Raw genomic sequence first — 15,293 nt, 5'->3', positions numbered from 1 at the left:
GCGGCTAAGTCTGCTCGACCGCCCCGGCGGCCAGTGCATTGGTCCAGCTGCCGTAGCCGCTGATGTCTGCACCGCGCGCCGATCCGTCGCACCCGAAACCGGTGCGCCAGCTGCCGTCGGCGAATTCGACCTTGCCGAGTTGCATCGGGGCGGGCAGGGCCGCGAGGAATGCGCCCAGCGCGGCCGGCGACATCAACCAGCGGTGCCCGCTCAACGCCGAACCGGCGGTGCCGTCGGCGACGCGGGTGACGCCGGGCTTGGGTGGGTTGGTCGGCAGCACCGTCATCCGGTACCGCGGCGCGGTGGTGATCTCGCCGGCGAACCGGGCGCCGCGGTCGGTGAGTTGGTGGGCCAGCGGGCCTCCGGCCAGGTGCGCGCCGAACACCACCAGCTCGACGTGCTCGGTGCCGGCCAGCGGCCACACCGCCGGTGGGGACTCGCCCGCCAGCAGCGCGGCGACGTCGAGGGCGACGGCGTCGTCGAATGCACGCGCGACGACCGTGACACTGCCTCGGGCGTCACCGGCGGTGGCGGTGGGGACCGTGACGGCGCACAGGCCGAACGGGCCGGCCGCCGTGGTGTAGGCGGCGGGAACGAGCAGCGCGTCGGCGCCGTCGAGAACCGCCAGCGCGTCGTCACGCAGGTCGTGCGCGGCGAGGAACGCGGAAGTGCCGACCCGGACGATGCGGGCTCCGGCGGCGGCGAGGGTGTCCACCGCGCGTTCGAACGCAGCCCGCCCCGGACCGTCCAGCTCGGGAAGTTCCTCGGGGATCGCGACCACCGGGGCCGGTGCGGCGGCCAGCCGGACGTCGCTGGGCCACGACCGCTCCGGTGCCGCCGCCAGCACTGCCGTCGCGCGATCGGCCGAGGCCAGGGTGGGCGCGAAAACCACTGTCCGGCAGGCTTGTCCGATGAGCACGCCGACAGTCGGGGCGATCGCGACGATCCCGTGTACCGCGGCGGGGACGCGCGAACCCGCGGCGGCGGCCAGCGCGAGGTCGGCCGCACCCGCGGCGACCGCCACCGGTGCACTGTGGGTGGTGCCGACCACCACCGCGCCCGCGGTCCGCAGCGCCTCGACCGCTGCTGCGTCGGAGGTCTCGTCGACCGCCAGCCGCAGACCCGCCAAATGCCCGTCGCCGCCGCGACTTTCGATCTCCGCCGCGATCTCGGCGTCAGGCCGCCGGCTGATCCAGACGGTCATCGCGGACGGCCGTCGGTGTCAGGCGCCGGGGACCGGCGGGGCGACGTGCGTCTTCTCGTACTCGGCGAGGATGTCGATGCGGCGCTGGTGTCGCGGCGCCTCCGACCACTTCGCGGCCAGGAACGCGTCGACGATCGCCAGCGCCTCCTCGGTGCTGTGCATGCGGCCACCGATGCCGATCAGCTGCGCGTTGTTGTGTTCGCGTGCCAGCACCGCGGTCTCGGTGCTCCATGCCAGTGCGCAGCGCGCGCCCGGCACCTTGTTCGCCGCGATCTGCTCACCGTTGCCGGAGCCGCCGAGCACGACGCCGAGACTGCCCGGATCGGCGACCGTCTTCTCGGCGGCCGCGATGCAGAAGGCCGGGTAGTCGTCCTCGGCGTCGTAGCTGAACGCACCGCAGTCGACGGGCTCGTGCCCGGTCTTGGTGAGGTGCTCGACGAGGGCCTGCTTGAGTTCGTATCCGGCGTGGTCAGCTCCGACGTAGACGCGCATGGCGGTCACCCTATAACCCGCCGCCTCCGCACCGCGAGCGCGCGTGTTTGCGCAGTGACACACCCCGCGGGCAGGGACTGACGTTGCGCCCGTCACCCGTCAGGCGACGGTGATCGCGTCGAGCCGCTCCTTGATGAAGTCCGCCGACACGACCGGTGCGAGTCCTTCGGCCCTGCCGACCGGCGGCGGCAGCGGGGTCACGAGCGCGTCGTGGTTCGCCTCGTAGAAGTAGATCAGCGAAACCAGGTCCTCCTCCGGGGCGTGCGCCTGCGGCGGCAGCACCCGGTGCCGGCCCGACGGCCAGCGCCGTCCACTCCAGTACTCCAGCAGGTCGCCGATGTTGACCGTCAGCGCGTCGGGTTCGTACGGCGCGTCCTCCCACCCCGCGGCTTCCGAGTACACCTGCAGGCCGCCGGCGCCCGGCTCGCGGTCCAGGATGGTCACCGTGCCGAAGTCGGTGTGCGGGCCGATGCGGAACTGGCCGGGTTCGGGGTCGCCCACGACGCTGACCGGCGGGTAGTGGTTGATGTTCATCGTCCAGGTCGGCCTGCTCGCCAGTGCGGCGAACGGGTTCTGCGGCATCCGCAGGGCATGGGCGAACAGCGCGAGCAGATCGTCGGCGACGCGGCGCATCTGCGCGGTGTACTCCGCCACCAGCGACTGCAGCGCGGGCACCTCGTGCGGCCAGACGTTGGGCGCGAACCAGAACCGGTCGACGTCGGGATCCCCGGTCGTGGTCTCGGCGCCGAGGCTGAAACTCTCCTTCAGATCCGGCGGCGTCTCGGTTCCCTCGGCGTACGCGTTGGCCTCCGCACCGGGCCCGATCCAGCCGCGGCCACCGACAGGCACCGAGTACCGGGACTTCACGTCATGGGTCAGCGCGAAGAACTCTCGCGCCGCGGCGCGCACGTCACGGGCCAGCGCCGGGTCGACGCCGTGGCCGCGCACCAGGATGAAACCGGCCCGCTGCAGCCCTGCGTCGACCTCGGCGGCGACTTCGTCGGCAGCGGCCCCGCCAGCCCGCCACGCCGAAAGGTCAATGGTGGCAATCACACTCATCTGCCGTCTTGCTCCTCGCGTCCGCATTCTCCGATGTCCTCCGCCCACAGTTCCGGCTTCGCCTCGATGAAGTCGCGCATCAACGTCACGCAGCGTTCGTCGTCGAGGACGGTGACCTTGACGCCGTGTTCGGCGAGCCAGTCGTGCCCGCCGGTGAAGGTCTGGCTCTCGCCGATGATCACGGAGCCGATGTTGAACTGCCGCACCAGCCCGCTGCAGTACCAGCAGGGCGACAGCGTGGTGACCATGGTCGTGGACCGGTAGCCGCGCTGGCGGCCCGCGTTACGGAACGCGTCGGTCTCGGCGTGGATCGACGGGTCGTCGAGCTGGACCCGGCGGTTGTGGCCGCGGCCCAGCACCGTCCCATCGGCGCCGAACAGCGCGGCGCCGATCGGGATTCCGCCCTCCGACAGACCTTTTCGGGCTTCCTCGACGGCGACGTCGAGCATCTCGGCGGGGGTCATGCTGTGGTGATCATCGGTGGACACGCCACCGAGTATGCAGGGGACTTCGGCTCAGGCACCGTCCCACCTTCGTGGTGCGCGCCCCGGCCCGCAACCGGAGGCAGCGGGCCGGAGATCAATCACACAGCGGCGGTGGGCCGGGGTCGGTGCTCAGTCGAACTCGGGCCGCTCGGTGCGGGTGCGCTTGAGCTCCCAGAAGTGCGGGTAGGACGCGAAGGTCACCGATGCGTCCCACAGCTTGCCGGCTTCCTCGCCGCGCGGGATCCGCGACAGCACCGGCCCGAAGAACGCGACACCGTTGACGTGGATGGTCGGGGTGCCGACGTCGGGACCGACGGCGTCCATCCCCTCGTGGTGGCTCTTGCGCAGCGCGTCGTCGTAGTCGGTCGACGTGGCGGCCGACGCCAGCTCGGCGGGCAGGCCGAGCTCGTCGAGCGACTCGGCGATGACGCGGGTGAAGTCGGGGTCGGATTCGCGGTAGCCCAGGTTGTGGATGCGGGTGCCGAACGCGGTGTACAGCGGACCGAGGATCTCGGAGCCCTTGGCCTGCTCGGCGGCGATCGCGACCCGGACCGGCCCCCACGCCTTCTTCATGGCCTCCTGGTACTCCTCGGGCAGATCGCGTCCCTCGTTGAGCACCGCGAGGCTCATCACGTGGAAGTTGACGTCGATATCGCGCACTTTCTCGGCCTCCAGCACCCAGCGGGAGGTGATCCAGGCCCACGGGCACAGCGGGTCGAACCAGAAATCGGCGCGGGACTTCTCAGACATAGGTGGTCCTCTCTTCAACGTGCTCACCGAACAGCGACAGACGTCGCTTTGGAACAACCGCCGACGCCCGTTGTGTCTTCCCGGATGAGGCTAGTGTTGACGAGCGTGGCACTTCCTAACCTGACCCGCGACCAGGCCGCCGAGCGCGCCGCCCTGATCACCGTCGACAGCTATCACATCGCCCTCGATCTGACCGACGGATCCGGCAGGCCGGGCGAGCGCACTTTCCGCTCCGTGACGACCGTCGAATTCGACGCTCTCGACGGGGCCGACACCTACATCGACCTCGCCGCCGACACGGTGCGCAGCGCGACGCTCAACGGCGTCGACGTCGACGTATCCGGTTACGACGAGTCCACCGGGATCGCGTTGCGGGGTCTGCGCGCCCGCAACACCCTCGTGGTCGACGCGGACTGCCGCTACTCGAACACCGGGGAGGGATTGCACCGTTTCGTCGACCCCGTCGACGACGAGGTGTACCTGTATTCGCAATTCGAGACCGCCGACGCCAAACGCATGTTCGCGTGTTTCGATCAGCCTGATCTCAAAGCCGCCTTCGACGTCACCGTCGTCGCCCCCGCGCACTGGGAGGTGATCTCCAACGGCGCCACCGTCGAGGCCGTCGAGGAGTCCGACAACGCCCGGGCCAAACGCCACACCTTCAAGGCCACGCCGCGGATGAGCACCTACCTGGTCGCGTTGATCGCCGGCCCGTACGCCCGCTGGGATGACGTCTACTCCGACGACCACGGGGACATCCCGCTCGGTATCTTCTGCCGCAAGTCGCTGGCGGAGTACATGGACGCCGAGCGGCTGTTCACCGAGACGAAGCAGGGATTCGGCTTCTACCACAACAACTTCGGGGTGCCGTACGCGTTCGGCAAGTACGACCAGCTGTTCGTGCCTGAGTTCAACGCCGGCGCGATGGAGAACGCCGGCGCGGTGACCTTCCTGGAGGACTACGTCTTCCGGTCCAAGGTGACCCGGGCCTCCTACGAACGCCGCGCCGAGACCGTGCTGCACGAGATGGCACACATGTGGTTCGGCGACCTGGTCACCATGCGGTGGTGGGATGACCTGTGGCTCAACGAATCCTTTGCCACGTTCGCCTCGGTGCTGTGCCAGGCGGAGGCGACCGAGTACACCGAGGCGTGGACGACGTTCGCCAACGTGGAGAAGTCGTGGGCCTACCGGCAGGACCAGCTGCCGTCGACGCACCCGGTGGCCGCCGACATCCCGGATCTGCACGCCGTCGAGGTGAACTTCGACGGGATCACCTACGCCAAGGGCGCCAGCGTGCTCAAGCAGCTGGTCGCCTATGTCGGCCTGGAGGCGTTTCTTGCCGGGCTGCGCGACTACTTCCGCGACCACGCGTTCGGCAACGCGACGTTCGGCGATCTGCTCGGCGCGCTGGAGAAGTCGTCGGGCCGCGACCTGTCCGGCTGGGGCCGACAGTGGCTCAAGACCACCGGCCTGAACACGCTGCGGCCGGACTTCGACACCGACGCCACCGGCGCGTTCACCCGGTTCGCGATCGACCAGGGCGGCGCCAAGCCGGGCGAGGGTGAGACGCGGGTGCACCGGCTGGCCGTCGGCATCTACGACGACGACGCGTCCGGCAAGTTGGTGCGGGTGCATCGCGAGGAGCTCGACGTCGAAGGGCCCGTCACCGACGTCCCGGCGCTGCAGGGCGTCTCCCGCGGCAAGCTCATCCTGGTCAACGACGACGACCTGACCTACTGCTCGCTGCGGCTGGACCCCGACTCACTGGAGACGGTGCTCAGCCGCATCGCCGACATCGCCGAACCGCTCCCCCGCACGCTGGCCTGGTCGGCGGCCTGGGAGATGACCCGCGACGCCGAGCTGCGGGCCCGCGACTTCGTCGCGCTGGTGATCAGCGGGCTACACGCCGAGACCGAGGTCGGTGTCGCGCAGCGGCTCCTGATGCAGGCGCAGACCGCGCTGGGCTCCTACGCCGATCCCGCATGGGCCGCCGAGAACGGCTGGCCCGCGTTCGGGGACGCGCTGCTGGACCTGGCCGGGCAGTCCGCGCCCGGCTCGGACCACCAGCTGGCGTTCGTCAACGCGCTGTGCACGTCGGTGCTGTCGCCGAACCACGTGGCGGTGCTGTCGACGCTGCTGGACAACGAGCCGGCCGCGGTGAACCTGGAGGGCCTGGTGATCGACACCGACCTGCGCTGGCGGATCGTCACCGCGCTGGCCCGTGCCGGGGTCATCGACGGCGACGGCCCTGATACGCCGTTCATCGACGCCGAGGCCGACAAGGACCGCACCGCGGCGGGCCGGCGAGCGGCCGCGGCCGCAGCGGCCGCACGCCCCCAGGCCGAGGTCAAGGCGGCGGCGTGGCAGCAGGTCGTCGAGGACGACACGCTGGCCAACATCACCGCCCGCGCGATCATCGGCGGCTTCGCCCAGCCCGGGCAGGGCGAGGTGCTGGCGCCGTTCCGGGACCGCTACTTCGAGGCGATCTCCGGGGTGTGGGAGCGGCGCTCCAGCGAGGTCGCCCAGACCGTGGTCATCGGGCTGTACCCGTCCTGGGAGATCAGCGAGGAGGCCCTTGAGGCCGCCGGCCGGTTCCTCGCCGACCCCGAGGTGCCGCCCGCGCTGCGCCGGCTGGTCCTCGAGGGCCGCGCCGGCGTCGAGCGGGCGCTGAAGGCCCGCACGTTCGACATGTCCTAGACGGTCGCGCTGGCCCCGCGAGCGTGCGTGTCTGCTCCGCGACACGCCGCTCGCGGCGTACGGCAGCGCACGCTCGTCGCCCACGCGCGCACCTATGCTCACGCCGTGGCGGTCAACAACAGTCGCAGGGCCCGCGCCGCGCGGCGACGCAAACGCCGCGTCGCCGCCGTCGTCAACGACCTCACCGATGTGCAGTGGGTTGCGATCCAGGCGGCCTGGAACGGCTGCGCGTACTGCGGCAAGACAACCGGGACCATGCAGCGCGACTGCGTCATGGCCATCTCGCGGGGCGGCCGCTACACCCTGGACAACGTGGTGCCCGCGTGCGCGGCGTGCAACGCCAGCAAGTGCAATGACGAGGTGACCGGCTGGCTGCGGCGCAAACGCCTCGACGAGCGGACGTTCCTCGAACGCTACGTCCGGATCCGCGCCGAACTTCTGGCCGCAGATCGCGAAACCGCCCCCACCGTCGCTACCGAGGCCCGGTAGCTACCGTGAGGGCGGTTTCGTGAGATGTCAGCGAGGTGAGACGCCGGCCGACAGCACGCGGATGCCGCTGATCAGGCCGTCGATCAGATTGCCTTCCTTGAACGACGCCGCCGCCGCGGACACGCCGAGCGGAGCGGCGGCCTCGATGCCGCGGCCCTTGAGGTCGGCGCCGTAGACGACCTCGATGGCGTGCTGATCCGGGGACACGGCCAGCAGCACGGCGTTGTTCGGCGTCGGGACCCGGCCCAGGATCTCGCGGGCGGTCGCCGCGGTGTCGGCTCCGAGGTCACCGACGTAGACCGCGAACCGCGCCTTGGCACGGCGCGAGCCGTACTTGAGCGCGTTGTCGAGGATCACCAGGTCCTTGATCGGGAACGGGTACTGCACCGACAGCACGCCGGGCTCGGTGACCGCCGAGATGCGTCCGCTGGAGGTGATGGCCGCGCCGTAGGGAAGCTCGGCGAGGTCGAGGGCGCCCGCCTTCGTCACTTCACCACTTGCCACTTGCGCCACCTCCGATGGTCAGGTGCGAGTCATGGCCGCCGTGGCCATGATCTGCGGGTTCGTCAGCCGCCCACAGGATGGGCTCGTGCGTCCACTTCTCCGACATGTTGAAGGTCGCGGGATGCGGCCCCTTCTTGGTGAAGATGAACAGCGACAGGAGACCCGCCAGCGCGAGCGGAACCAACAAGAAGCTTGCATGCACAAGAGCTGTTGATGTCACGCGCAAACCGTATCCCACGACCGGTTCAGGCCGCGCCCTCACCCAGGTATCTGACCCATGCGGGGTCGAGTTCCTTGACGCTGGACAGCAGTCGCCAGTGCTGTCCCTTGGGCGGCAGCGGCGTGGTGTGCAGCGACCAGCCCAGCTCGCTGAGCAGTTTGTCGGCCTTGCGGTGATTGCACGCCGAGCACGCCGCGACGCAGTTCTCCCAGGAATGGCCGCCGCCGCGGCTGCGCGGGACGACGTGGTCCACGGTGTCGGCCTTGGCACCGCAATATGCGCAGCGGAACCGGTCGCGGTGCATCAGCGCCGCCCGCGTCATCGGGATCCGCGCCCGGTACGGCACCCGCACGAAGGTGCGCAGCCGGATCACGGTCGGAGCCGAGATGGACCGGGTGGCCGAGTGGATCACCGGGCCGACCGGGTCGTCGTGGACGACGTCGGCCTTACCGCACATCAACATGATCACGGCCCGCCGCAGCGGCAGCGCGGTCAGCGGTTCGTAGGTCGAGTTCAGCAGCAACACCCTGCGGCGGCCCCAGATCGAGGCCTCCGGTACGACGACGGTGTGGACGTCCCCGGCGGGGGTCACGCTGTGCAATGTGCGCGAGGCAGTCGTAGACGGCGACCCGGGTGTGGCCACCGCGGCCCGGTGATTCCGGTGGCCGCGTCCGTTCTTGCGCTGCGCCATACGTCCTCCGTCCGACAGTCCACCACGGATTACCCCGGATCGCACGGCAATTCCCGTCGTGTTCGCTGGTCAGTCGGTGAACATCCGGTGACCGGAGCCGCGCGTGGGGCCCGGCCGCCGGGATGGACCACAATGGATTCGATGGACGCGCAGAGCAAGCAGCAGTCGTTCTACGACGCGGTCGGTGGGCACGCCACGTTCAACACCCTCGTGTCCCGGTTCTACGAGCTCGTCCGCGAGGACGAGATCCTGCGGCCGCTGTATCCCGAGGACGACCTCGACGGCGCCGAGGAGCGTCTCCGCATGTTCCTGGAGCAGTACTGGGGCGGCCCGCGCACCTACTCCGAGCAGCGCGGGCACCCCCGGCTGCGGATGCGGCACGCCCCGTTCCGGATCGGGTACCTGGAGCGTGACGCGTGGCTGCGGTGCATGCACACCGCGGTCGCCGAGATCGACTCGCAGACCCTCGACGACGCGCACCGCCAGGAGCTGATCGGTTACCTGGAGATGGCAGCGCAGTCGATGGTCAACTCGCCGTTCTGACGCCGCCGTTGTAAGGGTTGCGGCCCCTCGCGAGCAGACACAAACTCGCCTGGTTTGGCGCCGAAGTGTTCGATTGTGCGTCTGCTCGCGACGTCAGCGCAGCACGATCGCCGGGTCGCCGCGGCGGCGGTACACGCTGCCGAACCGCGCGTCGACGCGCAGCCAGGTCGGCGTCACGCGCACCCGCACCACCTCGTCGGGGCTCACCCCCTCGGGGTCGAACCGGTCGCGCGACGGCGCCTGCGGCAGGAAGTCCATCGCGGTCAGCGCCAGCACGCACCGCATCGGGATGCCGACACTGTCGTCGGCCGACGCCACGTCGAGCACTTCCTGATCCAGCAGCGACGCGGGTGGTCCGTGGGCACCGGAATGCTCCTTGGCCAGACTTGCGCCGCGCTGCGCGAGACCGAGCACCGCGCGGGCCGGGACGTCGTCGAGGTGGACGAACCCGGTGTCGGGCGGCAGCACGCCGCGCCACCCCGAATCCATCGCGAAACCGGGGTCGACGTGGCCGTCGGGTGCCATCGCCCGCAGGTTGGGCAGCAGCGCGTCGGCGCCGGCGGACAGATCGGCCGGGGCGAGCCGGCCCGCGACCACCCGGCAGGCGAGCACGTCGAACCCCGTCGCCACCCAGGCCACGACCATCCCGTTCGGGCGCGCACGCAGCCGGATCACCGCCGCGTCGTCGAGGCGCAGAGCGCGTTCGACGAACGTCGCGAGGTCGTCACGGTGGGCGACCCGGTTGTCGGGGCCGAGCCACAGTCCGCGTTCGGTCACCGCAGCCAGCGCTGCAGGTATTCGCGCTGCGCCTCGGTGAGCCGCTGCAGCCGCTGCTCCTCGATGTGCACCGCCGCCAACTGGGTGTCGGCGAGGACGGCAGGCTTGGAGTCGGCCGGCGCGCCGACGGAGCGCACCTCGTAGCCGATCGTGAAGTCGACCGCCCGGACCCGCTTGGAGAACATCGTGACCTGCAGCGGGGAGTCGATGAGCCGCAGCTGAGCCTTGTAGGAGATGTTCACCTCGGCGATCAACAGCCCGATCGTGGTGATCGTGTCGCCGAACGGCTCCCGCAGGAACGGGATCCGGGCCTCCTCCAGGATGGTCACCATCGTGGCGTGGTTGATGTGCTGGTACATGTCGATGTCCGACCACCGCACATGCACCGGTGCCGTGAAGCCGTGACTGCTCACCCGCTGGATCCCGTTCCGCTCGTCCTGGTCATGCTGCGAATCTGGCGCGCCGCCACCGACAGCGTCGCGAGGTCGTGCTCACCGCTCTCGTACAGCTCGGTCAGCGTGCGGCGCGCGCGGTGGATCCGGGAGCTGTTGGTCATCTCCCATTCCGCGATCTTCTCGACGCCGTTCTCGTCGGGCTCCCCCACCGCGAGCACGTCGAAGCACAGCGCCCGCAGCGAGCCGTAGATGTCGTCACGAATCGCCAAGCGCGCCAACGAATGCCAGCGGTCGTTGCGCGACAGCCGGGACACCGCGGTGAGCAGGCCGTCGGTGCCCAGGTGGTCCATCAGCGCGAAGTACGCATCGGCGACCTCGGCGGGATCGCGGTCGACGATGTCGGCGATGTCGATCACGTCGAGCAGGCTGAACTGGTACAGCCCCGTCGCGACCATGTAGGCCAGCTCGTCGGGCACCCCCTGAGCGCTGAACTCACGGGCTTCCTTCTCGACGATCGCCTTGTCGTCGCCGCGCAGCCACTCCGGCATCCGCGGGGTCAGCGCGGCCACCTTCGCGGCGAACCGGTTGATCTCGGCGCCGACGGCCAACGGCTGCGGCCGGTAGTTGAGCAGCCAGCGGCTGGCCCGGTCGATCAGGCGGCGAAGATCCAGCGTCATCCTGTCGGTCACCGCGACGGAGACGCCGTTGGCGCCCGCCTCGCGGATCTGGCGCCACACCCGCCCGAACCCGAAGATCGCGTCGCCCGCGGCGAAGCTGCGCACCGCGTCGATCGGGGCCACACCGACGTCCTCGGTGACGCGGTAGGCGAACGAGATCCCCGCGGTGTCGACGACGTCGTTGACGAGCATCGTGGTGACGATCTCGCGGCGCAGCTGGTGCGCGCGGATCTCGGGTCCGAACTGGTCCCGCAGCGTGGTCGGGAAGTAGACGGGCAGCCGCGAGGCGAAAACCTCCTGGTCCGGCAGCTCACCGGCGAGCAGATCGTCTTTGAGCGCGAGCTTCACGTGCGCCATCAGCGTCGCCAACTCCGGTGACGTCAAACCGATTCCGGCGTCGGTGCGCCGGACGATCTCCTTCTCCGACGGCAGCGCCTCCAATTCCCGGTTGAGGCCGCGGTTCTCGACGAAGTCCTTGATCATCCGGGCGTGCACGTTGAGCAGGCTGGCCGCGTTTGCCCGGCTGGTGCCCATCAGGTCGTTCTGACTCTCGTTGTCCGCCAACACCAGTCGACCGACCTCGTCGGTCATCGACAGCAACAGCTCGGTGCGGTCGGCGGCGTCGACCTTGCCGGACGTGACCAGCGAGTCGATCAGGATCTTGATGTTGACCTCGTGATCCGAGCAATCCACGCCCGCGGAGTTGTCCATCGCGTCGGTGTTGATCCGGCCGCCGCACAGATCGAACTCGGTGCGCCCCAAGGACGTCACCCCGAGGTTGCCGCCCTCGCCGACCACCTTGGCCCGCACCTGGTTTCCGTTCACCCGAACCAGATCGTTGGCACGGTCGCCGACGTCGGCGTCGGCCTCGGACTCGGACTTGATGTAGGTCCCGATGCCGCCGTTCCACAGCAGGTCGGCCGGCGCCTTCAGGATCGCCTTCATCAGTGCGGGCGGCGTCATCTCGGTGACGTCGTCGTCGATGCCGAGCGCGGCGCGCGCCTGCTCGCTGACCGGGATCGACTTCTGCTCACGGCTGTACACCCCGCCGCCGGGGCTGATCAGGGACTTGTCGTAGTCCTCCCAGCTGGACCGCGGCAGTTCGAACAGCCGCCTGCGCTCGGCGAACGAGGTCGCGGCGTCGGGGTCCGGGTCGATGAAGATGTGCCGGTGGTCGAACGCGGCGAGCAGCCGGATGTGTTCGGAGAGCAGCATTCCGTTGCCGAACACGTCGCCGCTCATGTCGCCGACACCGACGACGGTGAAGTCCTCGGACTGGGTGTCGATGCCCATCTCGCGGAAGTGCCGCTTCACCGACTCCCACGCGCCCCTGGCGGTGATACCCATCGCCTTGTGGTCGTAGCCGACCGACCCGCCGGAGGCGAACGCGTCACCGAGCCAGAAACCGTAGGACTTCGCGACGTCGTTGGCGATGTCGGAGAACGTCGCGGTGCCCTTGTCGGCGGCGACGACGAGGTAGGCGTCGTCGCCGTCGCGGCGCACCACGTCGGCCGGCGTGAGCACCTCGCCGGTGATCTTGTCGACGTTGTCGGTGATGTCGAGCAGCCCGGCGATGAACAGCCGGTAGCACGCCACGCCCTCTTCCCGGGTCGCGTCGCGGTCGGCGGCCGGATCGCCGGTGGCGGCCGGGGGCCGCTTGACGACGAAGCCGCCCTTGGCGCCGACCGGGACGATCACGGCGTTCTTGACCGCCTGCGCCTTGACCAGGCCGAGGATCTCGGTACGGAAGTCCTCACGCCGATCCGACCACCGCAGCCCGCCGCGGGCCACGAAGCCGAACCGCAGGTGTACGCCCTCGACTCGCGGCGAGTACACGAAGATCTCGAATTTCGGCCGCGGCAGCGGGAGTTCGTCGATCAGCTCGGGATTGAGCTTGAACGACAACACGTTTCGGGCACGAGCTGATTCGGGCCGGGTGACGAAGTAGTTGGTGCGCAGGGTGGCCTGGATCATCGACGCGAACGCGCGCAGCACCCGGTCGGTGTCGAGGCTGACCAGCGCGTCGATGTCGGCGGCGACGGCGGCCGCCGCGGTCTGGGCGTCGGTGTTGGCCCGGCCGGAATTCCCGCCCGCGCCGAACAGCGCCTCGAACAGCGCGACCAGCGACCGCGCGGTGCCGGCGTGGTCGTTGAGCACCGTCTCGATATGGGACTGGCTGTAGGCGAAGCCGCCCTGCTTGAGGTATTTGGCGTATGCGCGCAGCACCGCGACCTGCTGCCAGGTCAGCCCGGCACGCAGCACCAGCTCGTTGAAGCGGTCGATCTCGGCGTGGCCGTGCCAGATCGCGGTGACGGTGTCGGCGAACCGCTGCGCGGTGGCCTCGCGCTCGGGTCCCTGCGGAGCGCGCGGGATTCCGCGGTGCGGGGAGACCTTGAACTGGTAGATCCACACCGGCAGCCCGTCGGCCCGAGACACGGTGTACGGGCGCTCTTCGAGCACCACCACACCCATCGACTGCAACATCGGCAGCAGCCGGCTCAGCGACGCGGACTGCCCGCCCAGGTACCAGGTCAGGTTCGAGACGCCGGTGTCGTCGGTCTCCTCGTTGTCGGCGAGCACCAGCTTGACCGAATCATCTTGAAGCTCTTCGATGATCGCGATGTCGGTGAGCGCCTGGACCGGGTTGACCGCCTGCTTGTACTCCTCCGGGAACGCGGCGGCGTAGTGCTCGGCGGTGCCCTGGTCGATCGGGCCGTCCGCGGACAGCGCACCGAGCAGGCGGTCGCTCCAGGTGCGGGCGGCCTCGGTGAGCAGGTCCTGGATCCGTGACTCGTTGGCGTCCGAGACGTCGATGTCCTGCTCACGCAGCCCCTCTGGCAGGCGCACGGTGAAATGGACGACCGCCCAGGGTGATTCGCTGACGCGCGCGGCGTAGTCGATGCTCACGCCACCGAGCTCGCGCACCAGGATGTCCTGCATCTCCAGGCGCACCGCGGTGGTGTAGCGGTCGCGCGGCAGGTAGACCAGGCACGACACGAAGTGCGCGAGCCGGTCGGCGCGCATGAACAGCAGCGTGCGACGGCGGGAGCCGAGGTCCACCACCGCCATCGCCATGTCCAGCAGCTCGCGGGCGCTGAGCGCGAACAGTTCCGAGCGCGGGATGGTCTGGATGATGTCGAGCAGCAGCTGCCCAGGATGGCTCGGGTCGCGGTGCGCCATCGCCAGCGCGTCGTTGACGCGCCGCGACACCAGCGGGATCTCCAGCACGTTGGCGTTCATCGCGGCGACGGTGAACAACCCGACGAACCGGTGCTCGATCGCGGCGCCGTCCCCGTCCGGGGATTCCTCGCGGACGACGACGATCTGCGGGTACGCGCCGTAGCGCAGGAAGCTCGGGATCGTGGCCTGCGCGAGCGCCAGCAGCTCGTCCTTGCTGGTCAGCTGCGGCAGAACATCCTGGCGCAACCGCAGCACACCGAGCCTGCTGGAGGTGTCGACGGTGGCCACGCCGTCGCGGACCGTGCAGCGCTGGTATCCGAGCAGCACGAAATGCCCATCGGCCAGCCAGCGCAGCAGCGCGGCGACGTCCTTGCGGTCCGGGCTGGGGAACCGCCGCCCGGTGTCGCCGTCGAGTTCGGCGGCGAGGATGCGCACCGCGGCGGCCATGTCGGTGGAATCCAGCGCGACCTGGCGGGCGTCGGCCAGGACTCGCGGCAGCAGTTCCTCGGCCTCGGCGAGCGCGCGGCGGTCCACCGAACTCGCCAGCTGCACGTGCACCCAGGTCTCGGCGACCCCGTCGCTGAACGTCGCGTCGGACGCGGGCGCGATGTCGAGCAGGTCGCCGGATCCACCCCGCCGGACCCGGAATGCCGGGTTCATGATCGCGGTGTACGCGACCCCGAGCCGGTGCAATAGCACCGTCACCGAATCCATCAGCAGCGACGCGTTGTCGGTGACGACCTGCAGTGCGGGACCGAACCCGGCGGCGTCGTCGGCCTGGTAGACGGCGACGTTGGTCGCGCCGGCCAGCCGTTGGCTGCCCAGCCGGCACTGGGCCTCGACCAGAGCCTTGGTGTCGAGCCCTTCACCGAGGCGGCGCACGGGCCCGGTGACCGCGGCCTCGGCACCAGGTGCGTCACCGTGCGGACCCCGGTAGGTCGCGAGATAAGCCGGTATCAGCCGGTCGACAACCTCGGCGCCGACCGCGCCGTCAGTGTTGTTGATCGCGCCTGGCTTCAACGACATTCGCCGCTCCTGACTCCCACGTGCGCACCGGCCGTCGTTGGCTGCAACCGGGCGCTGGGCTGGGTGCTTGCCCCGTGCGTTCGCGCCGAGTTACCTGGTCC

At 69.9% G+C, this 15,293-nt stretch carries 14 protein-coding genes; 3 read left to right on the top strand and 11 right to left on the bottom strand.

The genetic code is table 11. The features are described 5' to 3' along the window. Nucleotides 1–4 precede the first annotated feature (4 nt). From BST38_RS14455 to BST38_RS14435, 5 genes are all read right to left on the bottom strand, one after another. Complete coding sequence (locus BST38_RS14455; RefSeq protein WP_083144011.1) at nt 5–1,204, bottom strand: allophanate hydrolase-related protein; 1,200 nt, start codon at nt 1,202–1,204, stop codon at nt 5–7. A gap of 18 nt (nt 1,205–1,222) precedes the next feature. Then, complete coding sequence (locus BST38_RS14450) at nt 1,223–1,696, bottom strand: ribose-5-phosphate isomerase (RefSeq protein ID WP_083144010.1); 474 nt, start codon at nt 1,694–1,696, stop codon at nt 1,223–1,225. A gap of 99 nt (nt 1,697–1,795) precedes the next feature. Beyond that, nucleotides 1,796–2,755, bottom strand: coding sequence for an isopenicillin N synthase family dioxygenase (locus BST38_RS14445; protein WP_083144009.1), 960 nt, complete (start codon nt 2,753–2,755; stop codon nt 1,796–1,798). Next, complete coding sequence (locus BST38_RS14440) at nt 2,752–3,219, bottom strand: nucleoside deaminase (RefSeq protein ID WP_083144043.1); 468 nt, start codon at nt 3,217–3,219, stop codon at nt 2,752–2,754. The genes BST38_RS14445 and BST38_RS14440 overlap by 4 nt, the downstream gene beginning before the upstream one ends. A 150-nt stretch (nt 3,220–3,369) precedes the next feature. Beyond that, on the bottom strand, nt 3,370–3,990 hold the full coding sequence (locus BST38_RS14435) for a mycothiol-dependent nitroreductase Rv2466c family protein (protein WP_083144008.1): 621 nt from the start codon (nt 3,988–3,990) through the stop codon (nt 3,370–3,372). A 105-nt stretch (nt 3,991–4,095) separates the two neighbouring features. On the opposite strand from BST38_RS14435, the gene pepN reads away from it, so the two are divergent. Continuing rightward, nucleotides 4,096–6,690: an aminopeptidase N gene (pepN, locus tag BST38_RS14430; RefSeq protein ID WP_083144007.1), complete on the top strand. Its 2,595-nt coding sequence runs from the start codon at nt 4,096–4,098 to the stop codon at nt 6,688–6,690. A gap of 105 nt (nt 6,691–6,795) precedes the next feature. Beyond that, nucleotides 6,796–7,179 (top strand): HNH endonuclease, encoded by a 384-nt coding sequence (locus BST38_RS14425; RefSeq protein WP_083144006.1) that lies wholly within the window; start codon nt 6,796–6,798, stop codon nt 7,177–7,179. Between the two features lie 27 nt (nt 7,180–7,206). On the opposite strand, the gene BST38_RS14420 is transcribed toward BST38_RS14425, so the two are convergent. From BST38_RS14420 to BST38_RS14410, 3 genes are read right to left on the bottom strand one after another with little or no spacing between them, the layout of a single operon-like run. Beyond that, a complete protein-coding gene (locus BST38_RS14420; RefSeq protein ID WP_083144005.1) occupies nt 7,207–7,683 on the bottom strand; it encodes a DUF5130 domain-containing protein in 477 nt (158 codons plus the stop codon). Beyond that, nucleotides 7,670–7,903: an aa3-type cytochrome oxidase subunit CtaJ gene (gene ctaJ, locus BST38_RS14415; protein ID WP_232079726.1), complete on the bottom strand. Its 234-nt coding sequence runs from the start codon at nt 7,901–7,903 to the stop codon at nt 7,670–7,672. Before ctaJ ends, BST38_RS14420 begins: the two co-directional genes overlap by 14 nt. A 25-nt stretch (nt 7,904–7,928) precedes the next feature. Then, nucleotides 7,929–8,594, bottom strand: coding sequence for an HNH endonuclease (locus BST38_RS14410; protein WP_083144003.1), 666 nt, complete (start codon nt 8,592–8,594; stop codon nt 7,929–7,931). 132 nt (nt 8,595–8,726) lie between these two features. Between BST38_RS14410 and BST38_RS14405 the strand changes: the two genes are divergently transcribed. Continuing rightward, nucleotides 8,727–9,137, top strand: coding sequence for a globin (locus BST38_RS14405; protein ID WP_083144002.1), 411 nt, complete (start codon nt 8,727–8,729; stop codon nt 9,135–9,137). Between the two features lie 93 nt (nt 9,138–9,230). Here BST38_RS14405 and BST38_RS14400 read toward each other — a convergent pair whose 3' ends face one another. The 3 genes from BST38_RS14400 to BST38_RS14390 are packed head-to-tail and all read right to left on the bottom strand — an operon-like array spanning nt 9,231 to nt 15,192. Continuing rightward, entirely contained in the window at nt 9,231–9,923 is a 693-nt protein-coding gene (locus BST38_RS14400) for a DUF8185 domain-containing protein (RefSeq protein WP_083144042.1), read from the bottom strand. Then, a complete protein-coding gene (locus BST38_RS14395) occupies nt 9,911–10,273 on the bottom strand; it encodes an acyl-CoA thioesterase (protein ID WP_336385743.1) in 363 nt (120 codons plus the stop codon). The genes BST38_RS14400 and BST38_RS14395 overlap by 13 nt, the downstream gene beginning before the upstream one ends. A 50-nt stretch (nt 10,274–10,323) precedes the next feature. Continuing rightward, nucleotides 10,324–15,192: an NAD-glutamate dehydrogenase gene (locus BST38_RS14390; protein ID WP_083144000.1), complete on the bottom strand. Its 4,869-nt coding sequence runs from the start codon at nt 15,190–15,192 to the stop codon at nt 10,324–10,326. Nucleotides 15,193–15,293: the final 101 nt, after the last annotated feature.

The organism is Mycolicibacterium parafortuitum, from assembly GCF_002086815.1.
In the GTDB taxonomy this organism is placed as follows: Bacteria; Actinomycetota; Actinomycetes; order Mycobacteriales; family Mycobacteriaceae; genus Mycobacterium; species Mycobacterium parafortuitum.
This window is presented reverse-complemented; position numbering and strand designations above follow the sequence as displayed.

What these genes read in the sequence shown, in the direction of transcription:
- BST38_RS14455 (WP_083144011.1), bottom strand. Translation starts at nt 1,204, where the DNA reads ATGACCGTCTGGATCAGCCGGCGGCCTGACGCCGAGATCGCGGCGGAG.
- BST38_RS14450 (WP_083144010.1), bottom strand. Translation starts at nt 1,696, where the DNA reads ATGCGCGTCTACGTCGGAGCTGACCACGCCGGATACGAACTCAAGCAG.
- BST38_RS14445 (WP_083144009.1), bottom strand. Translation starts at nt 2,755, where the DNA reads ATGAGTGTGATTGCCACCATTGACCTTTCGGCGTGGCGGGCTGGCGGG.
- BST38_RS14440 (WP_083144043.1), bottom strand. Translation starts at nt 3,219, where the DNA reads ATGACCCCCGCCGAGATGCTCGACGTCGCCGTCGAGGAAGCCCGAAAA.
- BST38_RS14435 (WP_083144008.1), bottom strand. Translation starts at nt 3,990, where the DNA reads ATGTCTGAGAAGTCCCGCGCCGATTTCTGGTTCGACCCGCTGTGCCCG.
- BST38_RS14410 (WP_083144003.1), bottom strand. Translation starts at nt 8,594, where the DNA reads ATGGCGCAGCGCAAGAACGGACGCGGCCACCGGAATCACCGGGCCGCG.
- BST38_RS14405 (WP_083144002.1), top strand. Translation starts at nt 8,727, where the DNA reads ATGGATTCGATGGACGCGCAGAGCAAGCAGCAGTCGTTCTACGACGCG.
- BST38_RS14395 (WP_336385743.1), bottom strand. Translation starts at nt 10,273, where the DNA reads ATGTACCAGCACATCAACCACGCCACGATGGTGACCATCCTGGAGGAG.
- BST38_RS14390 (WP_083144000.1), bottom strand. Translation starts at nt 15,192, where the DNA reads ATGTCGTTGAAGCCAGGCGCGATCAACAACACTGACGGCGCGGTCGGC.